Consider the following 18618-nt stretch of genomic DNA (forward strand, 5'->3'; position numbering starts at 1 on the left):
TGCGGATGTTAACCCCTCATTGCTCGGAATGCAAAGCCTCTGATCGAAAACCGCTAGGCGGGAGGGGGAGTGGCGACTATTATGCGCGCCTTCGAATTCAGCCTCTACAAGGCGCAAACCCATGCTAGTACTGGGACTTGAAACCTCCTGCGACGAAACCGGTGTCGCACTTTACGACAGTGAACGCGGGCTTTTGGCCGATGCACTGTTCAGTCAGATCGACCTGCACCGTGCCTATGGCGGCGTAGTGCCGGAGCTCGCCAGCCGCGATCACGTCAAGCGCATGCTGCCGTTGATCCGCCAAGTGCTGGACGAGGCTGGCTGTGTGCCGACCGAGATCGATGCCATCGCCTACACCGCCGGCCCCGGATTGGTTGGAGCCCTTCTGGTTGGGGCTTCTTGCGCCCAGGCGCTGGCGTTTGCCTGGGGCATTCCCGCCCTCGGTGTGCACCACATGGAAGGCCATTTACTGGCCCCCATGCTGGAAAAAACACCACCACAGTTTCCGTTCGTCGCTTTGTTGGTGTCGGGCGGCCATACGCAGCTGGTTCAGGTCGATGGGATCGGTCAATACACCCTGTTGGGCGAGTCCCTGGACGATGCTGCCGGTGAAGCGTTCGACAAGACCGCCAAGATGATGGGCCTCAATTATCCTGGTGGCCCGGAAATCGCGCGTCTGGCCGAAAAGGGTTTGGCCGGTCGCTACACATTCCCGCGTCCGATGTGTGATCGTCCGGGGCTGATGTTCAGCTTCAGCGGCTTGAAAACCTCGGCGCTCAACACCTGGCAACACAGCGTCAGCGCCGGGGACGACAGTGAGCAAGCCCGTTGCGACATCGCTCTGGCATTCCAGCAGGCCGTGGTGGAGACTTTGACTATCAAGTGCAAGCGCGCGCTCAAGCAGGCGGGCATGCAGCGCCTGGTGATCGCTGGCGGCGTCAGCGCCAACAAGGCCTTGCGCGCTTCGCTGGAAAAAATGCTCGCAGACATGAAAGGCGAAGTGTTCTATGCGCGCCCCGAGTTCTGCACCGACAATGGCGCGATGATCGCCTACGCGGGCTGCCAGCGCCTGCAGGCCGGGCAGCATGAAAGCCTGGCGATCAGCGTGCAGGCGCGCTGGCCGATGGAGCAGCTGTCACCGTTGTGAGGCTTGCGCGTGAGCCGGGTTCAGCGGGCGTATTTAAAAATGCCGTTCGCGCCCGGCAAACAGGTCGCGTAGATTGCCGCGGTGGCGCCAGACGATCAGCAGCGTCAGCACGCTCATCGGCAACAACGCTGCCGGTGCCTGCCAGGCTAGCAGCGGCAGGGTGAGCGGCGTGGCGATCAGCGCGGCCAGCGAGCTGGTGCGGGTCAGGTAGAACGCCAGCAGCCAGGCCACGATGGCCAGCAATGCTGCTGGAGGGTAGATTCCCAGCAGCATGCCGGCCGCCGTGGCGACGCCTTTGCCGCCGCGAAAGCGAAAGTACAGTGGAAACAGATGGCCCAGGACGGCGCATACGCCCACCCAGGCCTGCTGTTGCAGGGTCAGACCGGCGAGGCTGGCGATCAGCACGGGCACCACGCCCTTGCAGACGTCGCCCAGCAGGGTCAATACGGCAAGTTTCTTGCCGGCCAAACGCAACATATTGGTGGCGCCGGCATTGCCTGAGCCACTCATTCGCGGATCGGGATTGCCCGTCAGGCGGCTGAGCAAAATGGCGAAGGACAGCGAGCCGAGCAGGTAGGCGAAAATCGCCAGTGACCAAAACATGCTAACTATTCCGGGCGAGGACGCCCTGATTCTAACGGGGCATCGCGCCCTTGTCGTGCTGCGGAGAAGAGTGCTTGGACAGAGTGTTTATCGAAGGCCTGGAAGTCGACACGGTGATCGGCGCCTACGACTGGGAGCGCGGCATCAAGCAATGCTTGCGCCTGGACCTGAGCTTCGCCTGGGACAATCGCCCGGCCGCAGCCGGTGACGACCTGACCCTGGCGCTGGATTACGCCAGCGTGTCCGCGCGCATCCAGGCCTTTGCCGACGAGTCCCAGTACCAACTGGTGGAAACCTTCGCCGAACGCCTTGCGCAAGTACTGATGAGTGAGTTTCAGATTCCCTGGTTGCACCTCAAGTTGACCAAGCCAGGCGCCGTACCGGCCGCCAGGGGCGTGGGCGTGGAGATCGAGCGCGGATGTCGCTGACTCAGGTTTACCTAGGCCTTGGCAGCAATATCGAGCGTGAGCCTCGTTTGCGCGCCGGGCTGGATGCATTGGCGGGTTTTCTGACCGGGATGCGTTGCTCGGCCGTGTTTGAAAGCCAGCCGGTTGGCATCAAGAGCGGGCCGTTTTTCAACCTGGTGGTGTCGGCGTATACCGACCTGCCGCTGAAGGAGCTGGACCGCAGGCTGAAATTCATCGAGGCCGAAAACGGCCGCTATGCACCCGACCGCAAAGGGCTGCCGCTGGATATCGACGTGCTGTTGTATGGCGAGCTGGTGGGTGATTTTGAAGGCTTGGTCCTGCCGCGCGCAGAGATCCTCACCAACGCCTTCGTGCTTTGGCCGCTGTCGATGATGGCGCCGGATCGTGTGCATCCGCTGGCCCGCAAGACCCTGGCCGAGCTGTGGCGCGATGCACAGATCGACCAGGTGCTGGCGCCTGTCGGCCTCGAGTGGCAAGGCCAGCAACTGACGCCAGACGCCCTCCTATAGGCGCGAGCAAGCTCGCGTCTACAGTGATTTATAGGCCTGCAGTGCCTTGAGGCGTTCGCGCTTGAGTGCCTCGCCCAGTTGCGGGCCTTTGAAGCCTTTTTCCAGCAGCGGCGCCACTGGCACCTCGCGCGCCGCTTTCGCTGCGCCGCGCAAATAGTCCGCTTGTGGATAACTTCTCTGTTCCAGCCCCGTGCGACCCCGCGCATCCATTTCACAGCTCACCACAAACTCTTCAAAGCGCTGTGGCCTGCGGTAAACATCAAAACTTTGCAGCAACTCCAGTAACGTCGAGGCTTTGAGCTCCAGCGCTCGGTGGCCGTGAGTGTGATATTGGCCAACCAGCAATGCCAGCTCCTGGCAATCCCTCGGCACCTTGAAGCGTTCGTTCACTGCCTTGATCAGCTTCAAACCTCGCTGTTCATGGGCAATGTGCTGCGGCAACTTATCCACAGGCGTGGCGCCCTTGCCCAGGTCGTGCAGCAGGCAGGCCCAGCGTACCGTCAGGGGTTGCTGATGCACGGCAGCCTGTTCCAGCACACCCAAGGTGTGCACCCCCGTGTCGATTTCGGGGTGATGGGCTGCAGGCTGCGGCACGCCAAACAGGGCGTCCACTTCCGGCATTAAAGTTTTCAGCGCGTTGCAGTCGCGCAGCACCTGAATAAAGACCTGAGGCTGATCTTCCATCAGTGCACGGGAAATTTCTTTCCAACTGCGTTCAGGCGTCAGCGCTTCCAGTTCGCCGGATTCGCTGAGTTGGCGCATCAGTTCCAGGGTCTGCGGCGCCACGGTAAAACCCAGGGGCGCGTAACGGGCGGCAAAGCGCGCTACCCGCAGCACACGTAACGGATCTTCGGCGAACGCAGGTGAAACGTGGCGAAGAACCCGTGCTTGCAAGTCGCGCTCGCCGTGATACGGGTCGATCACATGGCCGTCGTCGTCCTCCGCCATGGCGTTGATCGTCAGGTCGCGGCGGATCAGGTCTTCCTCCAGCGTCACGTCGGGGCTGGCGTGAAACACAAAGCCGCCATAGCCCCGGCCACTCTTGCGTTCAGTGCGGGCCAGGGCGTACTCGTCGCCGTTGTTCGGGTCGAGGAATACCGGAAAGTCCGCGCCCACCGGTTTGTAGCCCTTGGCGAGCATTTCTTCGGCGGTTGCACCAACCACCACGCGGTCGATGTCGGTGACCTTGATGCCCAGCAAGCGGTCGCGTACGGCGCCGCCGACTTTGTAGATTTTCATGAAAAAGCCTCCATTAGCGCCACAGGATACCGCCTGTGCCTGGCCAATGGAGGCTTTGCCGTTTCAGAGATGGACCACGGACAAATCCAGACGGCCATAGTCGCCATCGCCGTGATCGCTGCGCGGTGGTACATGATGGGTTTTCATCACCTGGTCGCCTTGCAGGGTTTCCAGGTGAATGTCGAAGCCCCACAGCCGGTGCAAGTGCTTGAGTACTTCTTCGGTGGATTCGCCCAGGGGTTTGCGATCGTGCTGCTGGTGGCGCAGGGTCAGCGAGCGATCACCGCGCACATCAATGCTGTAGATCTGCACGTTGGGCTCGCGGTTGCCCAGGTTGTACTGCGCCGCCAGGGTTTCGCGGATGGTGCGGTAGCCGGGTTCATCGTGGATGGCTGGCACCACCAGGTCGTCCTTGAGGTCGTCATCCATGATGCTGAAGAGCTTGAGATCGCGGATCACCTGAGGCGACAGATACTGCAGGATAAAACTCTCGTCCTTGAAGCTGCTCATGGCGAACTTGATGGTCGATAGCCAATCGCTGCCGGCTATTTCCGGGAACCAGCGGCGATCCTCCTCCGTGGGGTGTTCGCACATGCGCCGTATGTCACGGTACATCGCGAAGCCCAGGGCGTAAGGGTTGATGCCGCTGTAATAAGGGCTGTCGAAGCCGGGCTGGAACACCACGCTGGTGTGGGAGGTGAGGAATTCCATCATGAAGCCGTCAGTGACCAGGCCTTCGTCGTACAGATCGTTCATCAGGGTGTAGTGCCAGAACGTTGCCCAGCCTTCATTCATCACTTGGGTCTGGCGCTGTGGATAAAAATATTGCGCGATCTTGCGCACGATACGCACAATTTCGCGCTGCCAGGGTTCGAGCAGCGGCGCATGTTTTTCCAGAAAATAGAGGATGTTTTCCTGTGGTTCGGCGGGGAAGCGTGCATTGTCCTTGTCGCTGTTTTTGCCGGCCTTTTTAGGAATGGTGCGCCACAGGTCGTTGATCTGCTTCTGCAGATGCTCCTCGCGCTCCGCCTGGCGCAGGCGTTCTTCCTCGGCGGAAATCGGATAGGGGCGTTTGTAGCGGTCGACCCCGTAATTCATCAATGCATGGCAGGAGTCGAGCAGGTCTTCCACCGCATCGATGCCGTGACGCTCCTCGCACTGCATGATGTATTGCTTGGCGAACACCAGGTAATCGATGATCGAGCTGGCATCGGTCCAGGTGCGGAACAAGTAGTTGCCCTTGAAGAAGCTGTTATGCCCGTAGCAGGCATGGGCCACCACCAGCGCCTGCATACAGATGGTGTTTTCTTCCATCAGGTAGGCGATGCACGGGTCTGAATTGATCACGATCTCGTAGGCCAGGCCCATCTGGCCCCGCGTGTAGGATTTCTCGGTGCTGAGGAAGTGTTTGCCGTAGGACCAGTGGTGGTAGCCCAGCGGCATGCCCACCGAGGCATAGGCATCCATCATCTGTTCGGCGGTGATCACTTCGATCTGGTTGGGGTAGGTGTCCAGCGCATAACCGGCCGCAATACGGCTGATTTCCCGGTCATAGGCCTGGATCAGTTCGAAGGTCCACTCGGACCCAGTGGAAAGAGGTTGGCGCCTAGTCTCTTTTTTGGCGGTCATGTCACTAACCTGCGCTGGAAGAGTTCACGGAAGACCGGGTAGATATCGCCGGCCGAGACCAGTTGCTGCTGGGCGAATGTGTCGGCAAAGGCGTCGCCGATGCGCTCATATTCGAACCACAGGGCCTGGTGCTCACGGGGGGTAATTTCGACGTAGGTGTAGTACTGCACGAACGGCATGATCTGGTTGATCAGAATGTCGCGGCAGATTGGCGAGTCATCGTTCCAGTTGTCACCGTCGGAGGCTTGGGCCGCGTAAATGTTCCACTCATTGGCCGGATAGCGCTCTGCCATGATCTCCTGCATCAACTTCAGCGCGCTGGACACGATGGTGCCGCCGGTTTCCCGCGAGTAGAAGAACTCTTCCTCGTCCACTTCCCGGGCACTGGTGTGGTGACGGATGAATACCACGTCGATCTTGTCGTAGTTCCGCTTCAGAAACAGGTACAGCAGGATAAAGAAGCGCTTGGCAATGTCCTTGGTGGCCTGTGTCATGGAGCCGGACACGTCCATCAGGCAAAACATCACGGCCTTGGAGCTGGGGTTGGGTTGCTTCACCAACAGGTTGTATTTCAAGTCGAAGGTGTCGAGAAAAGGCACGCGATGAATACGCGCGCTGAGTTTCTCTATTTCCGCCTCGATCTGCTGGATATCGCCGAAATTGTCCGGTTCTTCGCGTTTGAGCCGCGCCAGTTCTTCCTTGGCCTCCCTCAGTTTGGCGCGGCTGCTGCCGGAGAGAGCGATGCGCCGTGCATGGGCTGAGCGCAGGGTGCGGATGATATTGATGCGCGACGGGTTGCCCTCGTTGCTGATCCCCGCGCGCACGGTCTTGAAGGTGTCGGTGCCGGTGAGGTTGCGTTTGACCAGATTGGGCAGTTCCAAATCCTCGAACATGAATTCGAGGAATTCTTCCTGGGTGATCTGGAACACGAACTCGTCCATGCCTTCGCCAGAGTTGCCGGCCTTTCCCGCACCCTTGCCGCCACCGCCACCTTGAGGCCGCTGGATGTGTTCGCCGGTGGTGAACTCCTTGTTGCCGGGGTGCACGACCGTCTGTTTGCCGCCGCGCCCGTGATGCAGCACCGGTTCGTCGATGTCCCGACCGGGAATGCTGATCTGCTCGCCATGCTCCATATCGGTGATGGAGCGGCGGCTGACCGCTTCTTCCACGGCCTTTTTGATGTGGTCACGGTAACGCCGCAGGAAACGCTGGCGGTTTACCGTGCTCTTGTTCTTGCCATTGAGGCGTCGGTCGATCACATAGCTCATGGGGCCCCTCCGGGGAGCTTCAAGTCGTAAGCGGCAAGCGGCAAGTTGGAGCGGCGTGCGCTGTTCTCTTGCAGCTTGCAGCTAGAAGCTTGCAGCTATTTCTCTCACTGCGATTTCCGGACCCGTAGGTACCATTCCGACAGCAGCCGTACCTGCTTGTCGGTATAGCCTCGCTCGACCATGCGTGTGACGAAGTCGTTGTGTTTTTGCTGATCCTCCTTGCTGGCCTTGGCGTTGAAGCTGATGACCGGCAACAGGTCCTCGGTGTTGGAGAACATTTTCTTCTCGATGACCACGCGCAGCTTCTCGTAGCTGAGCCAGGTGGGGTTCTTGCCATTGTTGTTGGCGCGGGCACGCAGCACGAAGTTGACGATTTCGTTGCGGAAATCCTTCGGATTGCTGATACCGGCCGGTTTTTCGATTTTTTCCAGCTCCTCGTTGAGGGCTACGCGGTTGAGGATTTCGCCGGTTTCCGGGTCGCGGTATTCCTGATCCTGAATCCAGAAGTCGGCGTACAGCACGTAGCGGTCGAAGATGTTCTGGCCATACTCGCTGTAGGATTCGAGGTACGCGGTCTGGATTTCCTTGCCGATGAACTCGATATAGCGCGGCGCCAGATACTCCTTGAGAAAGCGCAAATAGCGCTCGCGGGTTTCGGCCTGGAACTGCTCCTGTTCGATCTGCTGTTCCAGCACATAGAGCAGGTGCACCGGGTTCGCAGCGATTTCGTGGGGATCGAAGTTGAAGACCTTGGACAAGATCTTGAACGCAAAGCGCGTCGACAGACCGTTCATGCCCTCGTCCACACCCGCCGTGTCGCGGTATTCCTGAATCGACTTGGCCTTCGGATCGGTGTCCTTGAGGTTTTCGCCGTCGTACACGCGCATCTTCGAATAGATATTCGAGTTTTCCGGCTCCTTGAGGCGCGACAGCACGGTGAACTGCGCGAGCATCTTCAGGGTGTCCGGCGCGCAATGGGCCTTGGACAGGGAGCTGTTGAACAGCAGCTTGTCGTAGATCTTGATCTCGTCGCTGACGCGCAGGCAGTACGGCACCTTGACGATGTAAATCCGGTCGATAAAGGCTTCGTTGTTCTTGTTGTTGCGGAAGGTATGCCACTCCGATTCGTTGGAGTGGGCCAGCAGGATACCGTTGAACGGAATCGCCCCCAGCCCCTCGGTGCTGTTGTAGTTACCTTCCTGAGTGGCGGTGAGCAGTGGGTGAAGCACCTTGATCGGTGCCTTGAACATTTCCACGAACTCCATCAGGCCCTGGTTGGCCCGGCACAGCGCGCCCGAGTAGCTATAGGCGTCGGCGTCGTTCTGCGGGAATTCCTCGAGTTTGCGGATATCGACCTTGCCCACCAGCGCCGAAATATCCTGGTTGTTTTCGTCGCCGGGCTCGGTCTTGGCCACCCCGATCTGGTTGAGGATCGACGGGTAGAGCTTGACCACGCGGAACTGGCTGATATCACCACCGAACTCGGCCAGGCGCTTGGTGGCCCAGGGCGACATGATGGTATTGAGGTAACGCCGTGGTATGCCGAAGTCTTCTTCGAGAATCGCGCCATCTTCGGTGGCGTTGAATAACCCCAGGGGGGATTCGAATACCGGCGAGCCCTTGATGGCGTAGAAGGGCACCTTCTCGATCAACTGTTTGAGCTTTTCGGCGAGGGATGATTTACCGCCGCCCACCGGGCCGAGCAGGTAGAGGATCTGTTTCTTCTCTTCCAGGCCTTGGGCGGCATGGCGGAAATAGGAGACGATCTGGTCAATGCATTCTTCCATGCCGTGGAAGTCTTCAAAGGCCGGATAGCGGCGGATCACCTTGTTGGAGAAGATGCGCGACAGGCGCGAGTTGTTGGCGGTCTCCACCAGCTCCGGCTCGCCGATCGCCAGTAGCAGGCGTTCGGCGGCCGATGCGTAGGTGCTGCGGTCCTGTTTGCACAGCTCCAGATACTCTTGAAGCGTGAGTTCTTCCTGCTGCGTGGACGCGAAGCGTTGTTGGAAGTGGCTAAAGATACTCATGACGTCGTCACCTCGCTCGATACGTGGAGCCGACGCCGGATCAATCAGTCGATGCTGGCAGTCATTGGCAGACGCCGATGGCTGTTTCCCCCCAGAACACCCTGAAACGCTACCGATGACCCGTGCGCCGGTGTACCGGCTCTCCCCTGATTTGGATGGCCTGCGCTTAAGGATAGTTCGGAATCGTGGAGGTCAAGGCGTGATGCGTAATTAGTTTGCCCGCGCCGTTCGTCAGAAACGGCGCAAGCCCAAGCGTCACGCGGGGTAGCGGGGTGTGAAAAAAATTATTGCGGATCGCCGGAAGAAATTTCTGCGGGATAGGCCGTACGCCACAGCTCAAAGCCGCCGTCCAGGCTATAGACGTCGGAGAACCCCTGGCTCACCAGGTAAGCGGCGGCGCTCTGGCTGGAGTTGCCGTGGTAGCAGGCCACGATCAGCGGCGCATCGAGATCGGCGGCGCGGATGAAGTCCTGAATGTTGTGGTTATCCACATGCTGCGCGCCGCTGATATGAGCGGCGGCATACGTCGACGGATCACGAATGTCGACCACCACGGCACCTTGCTCGCGCAGGGCCTGCGCTTGTTCAGGGGGGATACGTTTGAATTCGCTCATGGGGGGGCTCCTAGGGCTGGGTGGGCAGTGTGGGTTCGCACCGGCAACTGAAGCGCTCGCCGGAATCGATGTTCATCAGGGTCATGGCGCCGCCCCATACGCAGCCAGTATCAAGGGCAAACACGTCGGGCTCGTCGCAGTGGCCTTCGAGGGCGGCCCAGTGGCCAAAGATGATTTTCGTGTCGCGGGTCTTGCGTTCCTTGTGGGCGAACCAGGGCTTGTAGCCCGGCGGCGCGCTGTCGGCGCCTTCTTTGGTCTTGAGGTCCAGCTTGCCGTCGGCGGTGCAGAAGCGCATACGCGTGAAGTAGTTGGTGATCACCCGCAGGCGTGCGACGCCCATGAGGTCATTGTCCCATTTGACCGGTTCATTGCCGTACATGCCGTCGAGGTAGGCGGTGTAGAGGTTATCGTCGGCCAGGGCGATTTCGACCTCGGCGGCGTATTTGAGGGCTTTTTTCAGCGTCCACTGCGGTGGGATTCCCGCATGCACCAGTGCCATGTTGCGCGCTTGGTCGTAATGCAGGATTTTTTGCCTACGCACCCATTCCAGCAGCTCGTCGCGGTCCGGCGCTTCGAGGATTTCGCGCAGCGTGTCGCCCTTTTTCAGACGTTCGATGTTACGGCCGGCCGCCAGCAGGTGCAGGTCATGGTTGCCCAGCACGCACACCAGAGAGTCGCGCAGGCCATGGAGATAGCGCAGGGTTTCGAGGGACTGCGGACCGCGGTTGACCAGGTCGCCCACCAGCCACAGGCGATCTTGCGCCGGGTCAAAGGCCACGCGCTCAAGCAGGCACTTGAGGGGATCCAGGCAGCCCTGCAGGTCGCCGACCGCATACGTCGCCATCAGTGCAAAGCACCGGGCACGGCGAGGCGAAACGGCTTGATGATGGCGTCGAACAACTGGCCGTCGGTGGCTTTCATCTGATACGAGCCCTGCATGGTGCCGACCCTGGAGGTCATCACCGTGCCGCTGCTGTAGGTGTGGCTGGCGCCGCTGTCGATCAACGGTTGCTGACCGACCACGCCCGCGCCACGTACTTCCTCGACCTGGCCGTCGCCGTCGGTAATCACCCAATGGCGCGACAGCAGCTTGGCCGGCACCAGGCCGTTGTTCTTGACCGTGATGGTGTAGGCAAAGGCGAAGCGGTTGTGCTCGGGCTGGGATTGGTCCGCCAGGAAGCGGGTGACGACGCTGACGTCGATCTGGTAGCGAGGATCGGACATGCAAGAGGCCTTAAAAGCAAAAGCGGAGGACAGCGGATGCGGACCAGTCTAGGCCAAGAGGAGGGCACTAGGCCAGACATGCTCTCCGGGGGCTTTGAACATCTGCCGGCATCACTGGGTTCAATTGTGGGAAGGGGCAAACCCCCTCCCACATTTGGATTGTTTCGAGGCTTGAGCCTTATTCCACTGCTGGCGCAGGCTGGATCGCCAACTGGTCGGCCAGGCGCACGAAGGCGGCGAGGTCCAGCTGTTCGGGGCGCAGGCTGCCGTCGACGCCGGCGGCTTCGATTTCAGCATTGCTCAGCAGTGCCTTGAGCGTGTTGCGCAAGGTCTTGCGGCGCTGGTTGAACGCTTCGCGCACCACGCGCTCCAGCAGCTTGTGATCCTTGGCCGGGTGCGGCAGCACGGCGTGAGGCACCAGACGCACGATGGCCGAATCGACTTTCGGCGGCGGGTTGAAGGCGCCGGGGCCTACGTTGAACAAGTGCTCTACGCGGCAGTGGTACTGAACCATGATCGACAGACGCCCCCAATCACCGCCGCCAGGGCCTGCCGCCAGACGCTCGACCACTTCCTTTTGCAGCATGAAGTGCATGTCGCGGATGATCGAGGCGTTGTTGAGCAGATGAAAGATCAGCGGCGTTGAGATGTTGTAGGGCAGATTACCCACCACCCGCAGGCTGTTGGGCGCGGCATTGAGGCTGTTGAAGTCGAACTTCAGCGCGTCGCCCTGGTGCAGGTTGAAGTTGGTCTTGCCGGCGAACTGCTGGTTGAGGATCGGGATCAGGTCCTTGTCCAGCTCAACCACGTCGAGCTGGCCGCCGCTGGCCAGCAGGCCCTGGGTCAGTGCGCCCTGGCCCGGGCCGATTTCCAGCAGGCGATCTTCTGGCTTGGCGTGGATGGAGCGCAGGATGCGGTCGATTACGCCTGCATCGTGCAGGAAGTTTTGCCCGAAGCGTTTGCGCGCTCGGTGTTGGTAATGCTCGGTCATAAACGGGTCTCGGCCATCTGATAGGCGGTTTCCAGGGCCACGTGCAGGCTGCCGGTATCGATCCTGCCGCTGCCCGCCAGGTCCAGGGCGGTGCCATGGTCGACGGAGGTGCGGATGATCGGCAGACCCAGTGTCACGTTCACGGCGGCGCCGAAGCCTTTGTACTTCAGCACGGGCAGTCCCTGGTCGTGGTACATCGCCAGCACTGCGTCGCAGTGCTCCAGATATTTGGGGGTAAATAGAGTGTCTGCCGGCAGCGGACCGCGCAGGTCCATGCCTTCCTGGCGCAGACGCTCCAGGGTGGGTTCGATGATGTCGATTTCTTCATGGCCCAGGTGGCCGCCTTCACCGGCGTGGGGGTTGAGCCCACAGACCAGGATGCGGGGCCGGGCAATGCCGAATTTGTGTTGCAGGTCGGCGTGCAGGATGCGCGTTACGCGTTCCACCCGCTCGGCGGTAATGGCGTCGGCGACATCCCGCAGTGGCAGATGCGTGGTCACCAGGGCGACGCGCAGGCCACGGGTGGCCAGCATCATTACCACTTGTTCGGTATGGGTCAGTTCGGCGAGGAATTCGGTATGCCCGGAAAAGGCAATGCCGGATTCATTGATCACGCCCTTGTGCACCGGGGCGGTGATCATGCCGGCGAAGTCGCCGTTGAGGCAACCAAGGCCTGCGCGGGTGAGGGTTTCGAGCACGAAGGCCGCATTGGCCTTGTCCAACTGACCGGCAACGACCCCGGCCTGCAAGGGCGTGTCCCACACGTACAGGCTGCCCGCCGGGGCTGGCAGCTCCGGCCAGTTGCCCGGCGCCACGTCCAGCAGCGTGGCAGCCACACCAAGCTGCGCGGCCCGCTCAAGGAGCAGGTCGCGGCTGGTAATGGCGATCAGGGGATGGGGCTGGGCGTGCGAGGCGAGCAGCAGGCACAGGTCTGGACCAATGCCGGCCGGCTCGCCGGGTGTCACTGCGAAACGCTGTGGTTTCACTGAGTTGCCTGGTCGGTGCCTGTTTGCTCGGCGCCTGGCAGCTTGTTTTCCACGTAGGCTTCGTCACGGATCTGACGCAACCAGGTTTGCAGCTCTTCGTCGTACTTGCGGTTACGCAGCACGGTCAGCGCTTGTTGCTCGCGGGCCTGGGCGGTGTTGTCGGTGGCGCGGCGGCCAAGGACTTCCAGCACGTGCCAGCCGTATTGGGTCTTGAACGGCTTGGACAGTACGCCTTGCGGGGTCTTGGCCATTACGTCCTGAAACTCCGGCACCAACGCACGCGGGTCGATCCAGTTGAGGTCGCCGCCGTTGAGGGCAGAACCCGGGTCTTCCGAGAAGCTTTTGGCCAGGGTGGCGAAGTCTTCACCGCTTTCGATGCGGTCATAGATCTTCTGGGCCAGTTCCTTGGTTTGCGCTTCAGTGCGAATTTCGCTCGGCTTGACCAGGATATGACGCACATGCACTTCGTCTTTGAGCGAGGTCTCGCCGCCACGGCGTTCCAGCAGCTTCAAGATAATGAAGCCACCCGGGGTGCGGGCCGGCTGAGTAATGCCGCCGACTTCCATGGCGCTCAGCTCGCGGTCGAAAGGCGGTGGCAGTTGCGCGGCTTTACGCCAGCCCATGTCACCGCCTTCGAGGGCGTTGTCGCTGCCGGATTGGGCAATGGCCATTTGCGCAAAGTCGGCGCCGGCTTTCAGACGATCATAGATAGCCTGGGTTTTCGCGGCGGCGGCGTTGAGCTGCTCGGAGTTGGCGCTGTCCGGGGTCGGGATCAGGATATTGGCCAGGTGCAGTTCTTCGGACAGCTGCATCTTGCCCAGATCCGAAGCCAGGAAGTTCTTCACTTCCTGCTCGGACACCTGAACGCGCTCGGCCACCCGGCGCTGGCGTACACGGCTGATGATCATCTCGCGGCGGATCTGGTCGCGGGCGTCATCATAGGAAAGACCGTCGTGGGCCAGGGCGGCGCGGAACTGGTCAATGCTCATGTTGTTGCGCTGAGCAATGGTGCCGACGGCCTGGTTCAGCTCTTCGTCCGAAATACGGATGCCGGAACGCTCGCCGATCTGCAGTTGCAGGTTCTCGACGATCAGGCGTTCCAGTACCTGCTGGTCCAGCACGCTGGTCGGCGGCACACCACCGCCACGCTTGGCGATGGTCTGCTGGACTTCCTTGACACGTTGGTCCAGTTGGCTCTGCATGATCACGTCGTTATCGACGATGGCCACGACCTTGTCCAGCTGTTGAACCGCAGCGTGCGCCGATGCGGCACCCAGGAACAGCGCGCCCAGCAGGAGCGGGCGCACACAATCAGAAAGCTTGATCTTCACGTTGACGATAACCTTGAATGCCTTTGTCGAGGAAGCTCTCTACCTTGGCGCCGGTCAGGCCGCCGAGTCCTTTGAGGACGATCTGGAAGAAGAGCCCGTGGTCACCCTTTTCGTTAAGCGGGGCGATCTGCGTGTATTCGTCGTTGGAAACCCAGTAACGGTTGATGACGCGCAGTTTCCAGCAGCAGTTGTCGTACTCGAAACCACCGAAGGCTTCCAGAGTGCGGTTGCGGGCGTAGTCATACTGCCAGCGGGTGATCAGGTTCCACTGCGGAATGATCGGCCACATCATCGAGAAGTCGTGTTGCTGGATTTTGTAGTAATCCTTGACGTAGTTCGCGGTGTCTGACGGAACGCTGTAGTCACCACCGAACTGCCATTTGCCGGTCAACTGGTTGTAGACCACCTGGTCGTTACGATAGCGATAGCCCAGGTTGATGATCTTGTTCGGGTTGTCTTCCGGCTGGTAGTGGAACATGGCGCTGCCGGAACGTGGAGCATGGCTCTCGGGGTCCCAGTTGTAGTCGGCAGTGGCGCGCCAGTCGCGGTTGAAGCGGAACTCGTAGTCCAGGGCGATTGGCGATACGTCGGTCTTGGCGTCGTCGCGGTCAGCGGCCAGAATGCCAGGCAGTTGAACCTTGCGATCCCTGAAGTACAGGGCTTGGCCGATGGCCACGCGCTGACGTTCAAAACCGTTTTCTTCGATCCAGCGGCTGGTTACGCCCAGGGACAGCTTGTTCTCGTCACCGATCCGGTCACTGCCGCTGAAGCGGTTGTCGCGGAACAGCGAGGAGTAGCTGAACGTGTTTTCGCTGGTGTCGAAGACCGGAATGTCGCTCTGGTCTTTATTCGGGACGTAGAGGTAGAACGCGCGCGGCTCGAGGGTCTGGTTGTAGTCCTTGCCGAACCAGTTGGTCTTGCGGTCGAAGTACAGGCCGCTGTCGATGCTGGCTATAGGGATTGCGCGATCCTGAGAGCTTTTGAATACACCGCCGGCGTAAGGGGAAGCTGCCGTTGCTGCATTCTGCGCTGCAATGATGTCGCTCTTGCCTTTGCTGTCCAAGTCAAGATCGTACTTGGTGTAAACGTACTTGAGCTTTGGCGTGATGAAACCATATGTCCAGTTCATCGGGTAGTCGACGGCCGGCGCCGCATTCAAGCGGGTGCCGTTTGCACGGGTAAGGCCCGTAACAAATCTGTCGAGCCGGGGCGTTGTCACACCGTTCTCGTCAGTGAACGAGCCGTTCTTCAGATCCCGATCAAAACGTACAGCTTCGGTTTCATAGGTGAAATTCAGCCCGCCCGGATGGTACGGCAATGCACCATTGAAGGTGATCTGTGGCAACCGGTCATACGGTGTGATCTGCGAGATGGTCGCCAACTGGTAGGCCTGGACATTCAAGCGCGCGGTGTAGTCGTCACCCCGGTACGTCACGGTGCCTTGCTGATTAAGCGCGTCGCTGTTTTCGACGCCTTGTTCGAAGGACTTGAGGTCCTGGAAGTAGTACGGGTCGCTGATCTGGGTGTAGTCGACCTGAGTGGACACACGCGAATCCAGCCCGCCCTTATGCTTCCAGTTGAGCATATAGCGGGTTTTTTCGTAATCGGTCTGCTTGCTGCGCTCGTCGTTATCGTCGTTCAGATACGCACCACCAAACTGCCCTTCACTGGACTTGGTGAGGTAGCGGAATTCGCCTTCCATCAACAGGCCGCGCTTGGTCATGTATTGCGGGTACAACGTGGCGTCGTAGTTCGGCGCCAGGTTGAAGTAGTACGGGGTGGTCAACGAGAAGCCGGTCTCGCTACCGGTGCTGAAGCTCGGCGGCAGGAAGCCGGATTGACGACGGTCATCGATCGGGAAGTAAATGTACGGGGTGTACAGGATCGGGATGTTCTTGACCCGCAACGTCGCGTTGGTGGCCGTACCGAAACCGGTGGCCGGGTTCAACGTGATGTTGTTGCCGCGCAGTTGCCAGGCGTTGCTGTCCGGCTCGCAGGTGGTGTACGTACCGTCCTTGAGGCGGATGATCGCGTTTTCGGCACGCTTGGCGTACAGCGCGTTACCGCGGATACGCGACTTGTGCATCACGTATTCAGCGTTGTCGATTTGTGCGGCGCCGGTGTCCAGCTGAACCTCGGCACGGTCGCCGACGATCAGCGCACCGTTGTCGCGCAGGCGCACATTACCGTTCAGCTCGCCACGGTTCTCGGCCTGGTACAGGCTGGCTTCCTGGGATTCGAGCTGCATGCTGCCCTGGCGCATTACGACGTCACCGGCCAGGGTCGCGACTTGGGATTCCTGCTCATAACGAGAGGCCTTCGCGCCGATGAAGGTGGGCGCGTCGCTCTTGTCCGTCTTGTCGTTCATGCCAGGACGAATCGGCTCGATGTACGCACCGCCGCAATACGGGCCGGTTTCGGCCAGTTGGGCTGCGGTCAGCTTGTCGCGAGGCACCCAGTCCAGGTGGCTATAGTCGGCGCTGCGCGAACGCAGGCCACGGCCCTTGGATTCGGTGACCAGCGCCGTCTTCGGCTCGGCCTCGGCAGTGCCACCCGCAGCGGCCTGGGCCGTGCTGTTGGCCGAGCTTGCGGCGGCGCCGTCATGCACAGGGCGCGGTGGTAATGGGGCGGCGGCGGTTTTCGGCGCGCAATCCCAGGCACCCGAAGCAGAGACTGAGCAGTCATACTGTTCCGCGGCGACCACGAATGAGGTGGCGAAAGGTTGCATGGCCAGCAGACTGCCGGTTACCAGCAACGGAAATTTTCTACGAAACGCGGGGGATTTCAATGCCATCTTATTAGTCCGGGCTTCCTGCGTGCCATCTGCCCGCGGTTTGGGCCGCACGCCTCTCGATGGTCTGAAAAAGATGCGTGATAATAAAGCATGCCCCGCTTGACGGCTAGCGCCGTCGGAGACCCTTGTAATGCCCGAGCACGATCTACGTTTACAACAGCTGGAAGTCTGGCTGGATGAGCAGTTGCCGATCCTTTTCAACGCTCAGGACTGGGGCCCCGTACCCCCGGCCACATTGACCGCGGCCAGCAGCGACGCGAGTTTCAGGCGCTACTTCCGCTGGGAAGGCGGCGGCCGCACATTGGTTGTGATGGACGCGCCACCCCCCCAGGAAAACTGCAAACCTTTCGTCGATATCGCTCATTTGCTGGCGAAATCAGGAATAAATGTCCCAAAAATTTATGCAGAAGATCTGCCGCGCGGCTTTCTTTTGCTCAATGACCTGGGCACAAAGACCTTCCTTGACGTGATCGACACGCAAAATGCCGACCCGTTGTTCGCCGATGCCATCGATGCCTTGCTGGCCTTCCAGCAACTGCCGATGGACGAACCGCTGCCCAGTTACGACGTGGCCTTGCTGCGCCGCGAGCTGGAATTATTCCCCGAGTGGTACGTGCGTCGGCACCTGGGCCTCGAACTGGACCCGCAGCAACAGGCGCTGTGGCAGCGCGCCAGCGACCGGCTGATCGACAGTGCCCTGGCCCAGCCCAAGGTGTTGGTGCACCGCGACTACATGCCGCGCAACCTGATGCTCAGCACGCCCAACCCCGGCGTGCTGGATTTCCAGGACGCGGTTTATGGTCCGGTGACCTACGACATCACCTGCCTGTTCAAGGACGCCTTCCTCAGTTGGCCCCAGGCCCGCGTGCGTGAATGGCAGCGCGGTTACTGGGAGCGCGCTGTGCAGCTGGGCATCCCGGTGCAGGCGGATTTCGACGACTTCCTGCGCGCCAGCGACCTGATGGGCGTGCAACGTCACCTCAAGGTCATCGGCATCTTCGCGCGCATCTGTCACCGCGACGGCAAGCCGCGTTACCTGGCGGATGTGCCGCGTTTCTTTGCTTATATAGAAGCTGTCCTCGCCGAGCGCCCCGAACTCGATGCGCTGGGTGAACTGCTTTGCAGCTTGCGTCAACCGGCCGAGGCCTTGCCATGAAGGCGATGATCCTGGCGGCCGGCAAGGGCGAGCGCATGCGCCCACTCACCCTGCACACGCCCAAGCCGCTGGTGCAGGCCGGCGGCAAGCGCTTGATCGAATACCACCTGGAGGCGCTGGCCAGGGCCGGCTTTACCGACATCGTGATCAACCATGCCTGGCTCGGCCAGCAGATCGAGCGCTACCTCGGTGACGGCGCGCAGTTCGGCGTGCGCATCCGTTATTCCCCTGAGGGCGAACCGCTGGAAACCGGCGGCGGGATTTTCCAGGCCTTGCCGCTGCTGGGGGATGAGCCGTTTCTGGTGGTCAATGGCGATATCTGGACCGACTACGATTTCGCCCGACTCAAGCAGCCCATTCAGGGCCTGGCTCACCTGGTGATGGTGGACAACCCGGCGCATCATCCTTCGGGCGGGGATTTTTACCTGGATGACGGGCTGCTTCATGATGCGGCGCCCGGTGCCGATAACCTGACCTTCAGTGGCATTTCAGTGCTCGACCCACGCGTGTTCGCGGGTTGCAGCGCTGGCGCCTTCAAACTCGCGCCGTTGTTGCGCGAGGCGATGGCCAGGGATCAGGTAACGGGAGAGCACATGACGGGACGCTGGATTGATGTCGGCACGCTGGAGCGCCTGGCGCAAGTCGAAACCCTGCTGACAGCGGGGCGCTAGC

17 protein-coding genes are annotated in these 18618 nt (G+C 60.6%); 5 read left to right on the forward strand and 12 right to left on the reverse strand.

Annotated elements, in window-relative coordinates; translation table 11 throughout:
• The first annotated feature begins 121 nt into the window (after positions 1-121).
• A complete protein-coding gene (gene tsaD / locus TU75_RS03445) occupies positions 122-1147 on the forward strand; it encodes a tRNA (adenosine(37)-N6)-threonylcarbamoyltransferase complex transferase subunit TsaD (RefSeq protein WP_003232625.1) in 1026 nt (341 codons plus the stop codon).
• A gap of 33 nt (positions 1148-1180) precedes the next feature.
• Here tsaD and plsY read toward each other — a convergent pair whose 3' ends face one another.
• Positions 1181-1750 (reverse strand): glycerol-3-phosphate 1-O-acyltransferase PlsY, encoded by a 570-nt coding sequence (plsY, locus tag TU75_RS03450; RefSeq protein WP_060548207.1) that lies wholly within the window; start codon positions 1748-1750, stop codon positions 1181-1183.
• A gap of 74 nt (positions 1751-1824) precedes the next feature.
• On the opposite strand from plsY, the gene folB reads away from it, so the two are divergent.
• Positions 1825-2178, forward strand: coding sequence for a dihydroneopterin aldolase (gene folB, locus TU75_RS03455; protein WP_003232620.1), 354 nt, complete (start codon positions 1825-1827; stop codon positions 2176-2178).
• Positions 2169-2687 carry a 2-amino-4-hydroxy-6-hydroxymethyldihydropteridine diphosphokinase gene (gene folK, locus TU75_RS03460; RefSeq protein ID WP_060548208.1) on the forward strand — a complete coding sequence of 173 codons (519 nt, stop codon included), beginning with the start codon at positions 2169-2171 and terminating at the stop codon, positions 2685-2687. Before folB ends, folK begins: the two co-directional genes overlap by 10 nt.
• An 18-nt stretch (positions 2688-2705) precedes the next feature.
• On the opposite strand, the gene TU75_RS03465 is transcribed toward folK, so the two are convergent.
• The 11 genes from TU75_RS03465 to TU75_RS03515 all read right to left on the reverse strand — a co-directional run bounded on the left by TU75_RS03465 (position 2706) and on the right by TU75_RS03515 (position 16790).
• Entirely contained in the window at positions 2706-3926 is a 1221-nt protein-coding gene (locus tag TU75_RS03465) for a multifunctional CCA addition/repair protein (RefSeq protein ID WP_060548209.1), read from the reverse strand.
• A gap of 63 nt (positions 3927-3989) precedes the next feature.
• Positions 3990-5555, reverse strand: coding sequence for a SpoVR family protein (locus TU75_RS03470; protein ID WP_003232614.1), 1566 nt, complete (start codon positions 5553-5555; stop codon positions 3990-3992).
• Complete coding sequence (locus tag TU75_RS03475) at positions 5552-6823, reverse strand: YeaH/YhbH family protein (protein WP_003232613.1); 1272 nt, start codon at positions 6821-6823, stop codon at positions 5552-5554. The genes TU75_RS03470 and TU75_RS03475 overlap by 4 nt, the downstream gene beginning before the upstream one ends.
• A gap of 104 nt (positions 6824-6927) precedes the next feature.
• On the reverse strand, positions 6928-8850 hold the full coding sequence (locus tag TU75_RS03480; protein ID WP_003232611.1) for a PrkA family serine protein kinase: 1923 nt from the start codon (positions 8848-8850) through the stop codon (positions 6928-6930).
• A gap of 284 nt (positions 8851-9134) precedes the next feature.
• Positions 9135-9464 (reverse strand): thiosulfate sulfurtransferase GlpE, encoded by a 330-nt coding sequence (gene glpE, locus TU75_RS03485; RefSeq protein ID WP_060548210.1) that lies wholly within the window; start codon positions 9462-9464, stop codon positions 9135-9137.
• 10 nt (positions 9465-9474) lie between these two features.
• A complete protein-coding gene (locus TU75_RS03490; protein WP_060548211.1) occupies positions 9475-10308 on the reverse strand; it encodes a symmetrical bis(5'-nucleosyl)-tetraphosphatase in 834 nt (277 codons plus the stop codon).
• Positions 10308-10688 (reverse strand): Co2+/Mg2+ efflux protein ApaG, encoded by a 381-nt coding sequence (gene apaG / locus TU75_RS03495; protein WP_015373096.1) that lies wholly within the window; start codon positions 10686-10688, stop codon positions 10308-10310. Before apaG ends, TU75_RS03490 begins: the two co-directional genes overlap by 1 nt.
• Before the next feature lie 178 nt (positions 10689-10866).
• Positions 10867-11679: a 16S rRNA (adenine(1518)-N(6)/adenine(1519)-N(6))-dimethyltransferase RsmA gene (rsmA, locus tag TU75_RS03500; protein WP_057006674.1), complete on the reverse strand. Its 813-nt coding sequence runs from the start codon at positions 11677-11679 to the stop codon at positions 10867-10869.
• On the reverse strand, positions 11676-12665 hold the full coding sequence (gene pdxA, locus TU75_RS03505; RefSeq protein ID WP_060548212.1) for a 4-hydroxythreonine-4-phosphate dehydrogenase PdxA: 990 nt from the start codon (positions 12663-12665) through the stop codon (positions 11676-11678). The genes rsmA and pdxA overlap by 4 nt, the downstream gene beginning before the upstream one ends.
• Positions 12662-13996, reverse strand: coding sequence for a peptidylprolyl isomerase (locus tag TU75_RS03510; RefSeq protein WP_060548213.1), 1335 nt, complete (start codon positions 13994-13996; stop codon positions 12662-12664). Before TU75_RS03510 ends, pdxA begins: the two co-directional genes overlap by 4 nt.
• Complete coding sequence (locus TU75_RS03515) at positions 13977-16790, reverse strand: LPS-assembly protein LptD (RefSeq protein ID WP_060548214.1); 2814 nt, start codon at positions 16788-16790, stop codon at positions 13977-13979. The genes TU75_RS03510 and TU75_RS03515 overlap by 20 nt, the downstream gene beginning before the upstream one ends.
• Positions 16791-16920: 130 nt before the next feature.
• Between TU75_RS03515 and TU75_RS03520 the strand changes: the two genes are divergently transcribed.
• Positions 16921-17946 carry an aminoglycoside phosphotransferase family protein gene (locus tag TU75_RS03520; protein WP_060548215.1) on the forward strand — a complete coding sequence of 342 codons (1026 nt, stop codon included), beginning with the start codon at positions 16921-16923 and terminating at the stop codon, positions 17944-17946.
• A complete protein-coding gene (gene murU, locus TU75_RS03525) occupies positions 17943-18617 on the forward strand; it encodes an N-acetylmuramate alpha-1-phosphate uridylyltransferase MurU (RefSeq protein WP_003232598.1) in 675 nt (224 codons plus the stop codon). Before TU75_RS03520 ends, murU begins: the two co-directional genes overlap by 4 nt.
• Position 18618: the final 1 nt, after the last annotated feature.

The sequence above is a fragment of the Pseudomonas poae genome, assembly GCF_001439785.1.
Lineage (GTDB): Bacteria > Pseudomonadota > Gammaproteobacteria > Pseudomonadales > Pseudomonadaceae > Aquipseudomonas > Aquipseudomonas poae.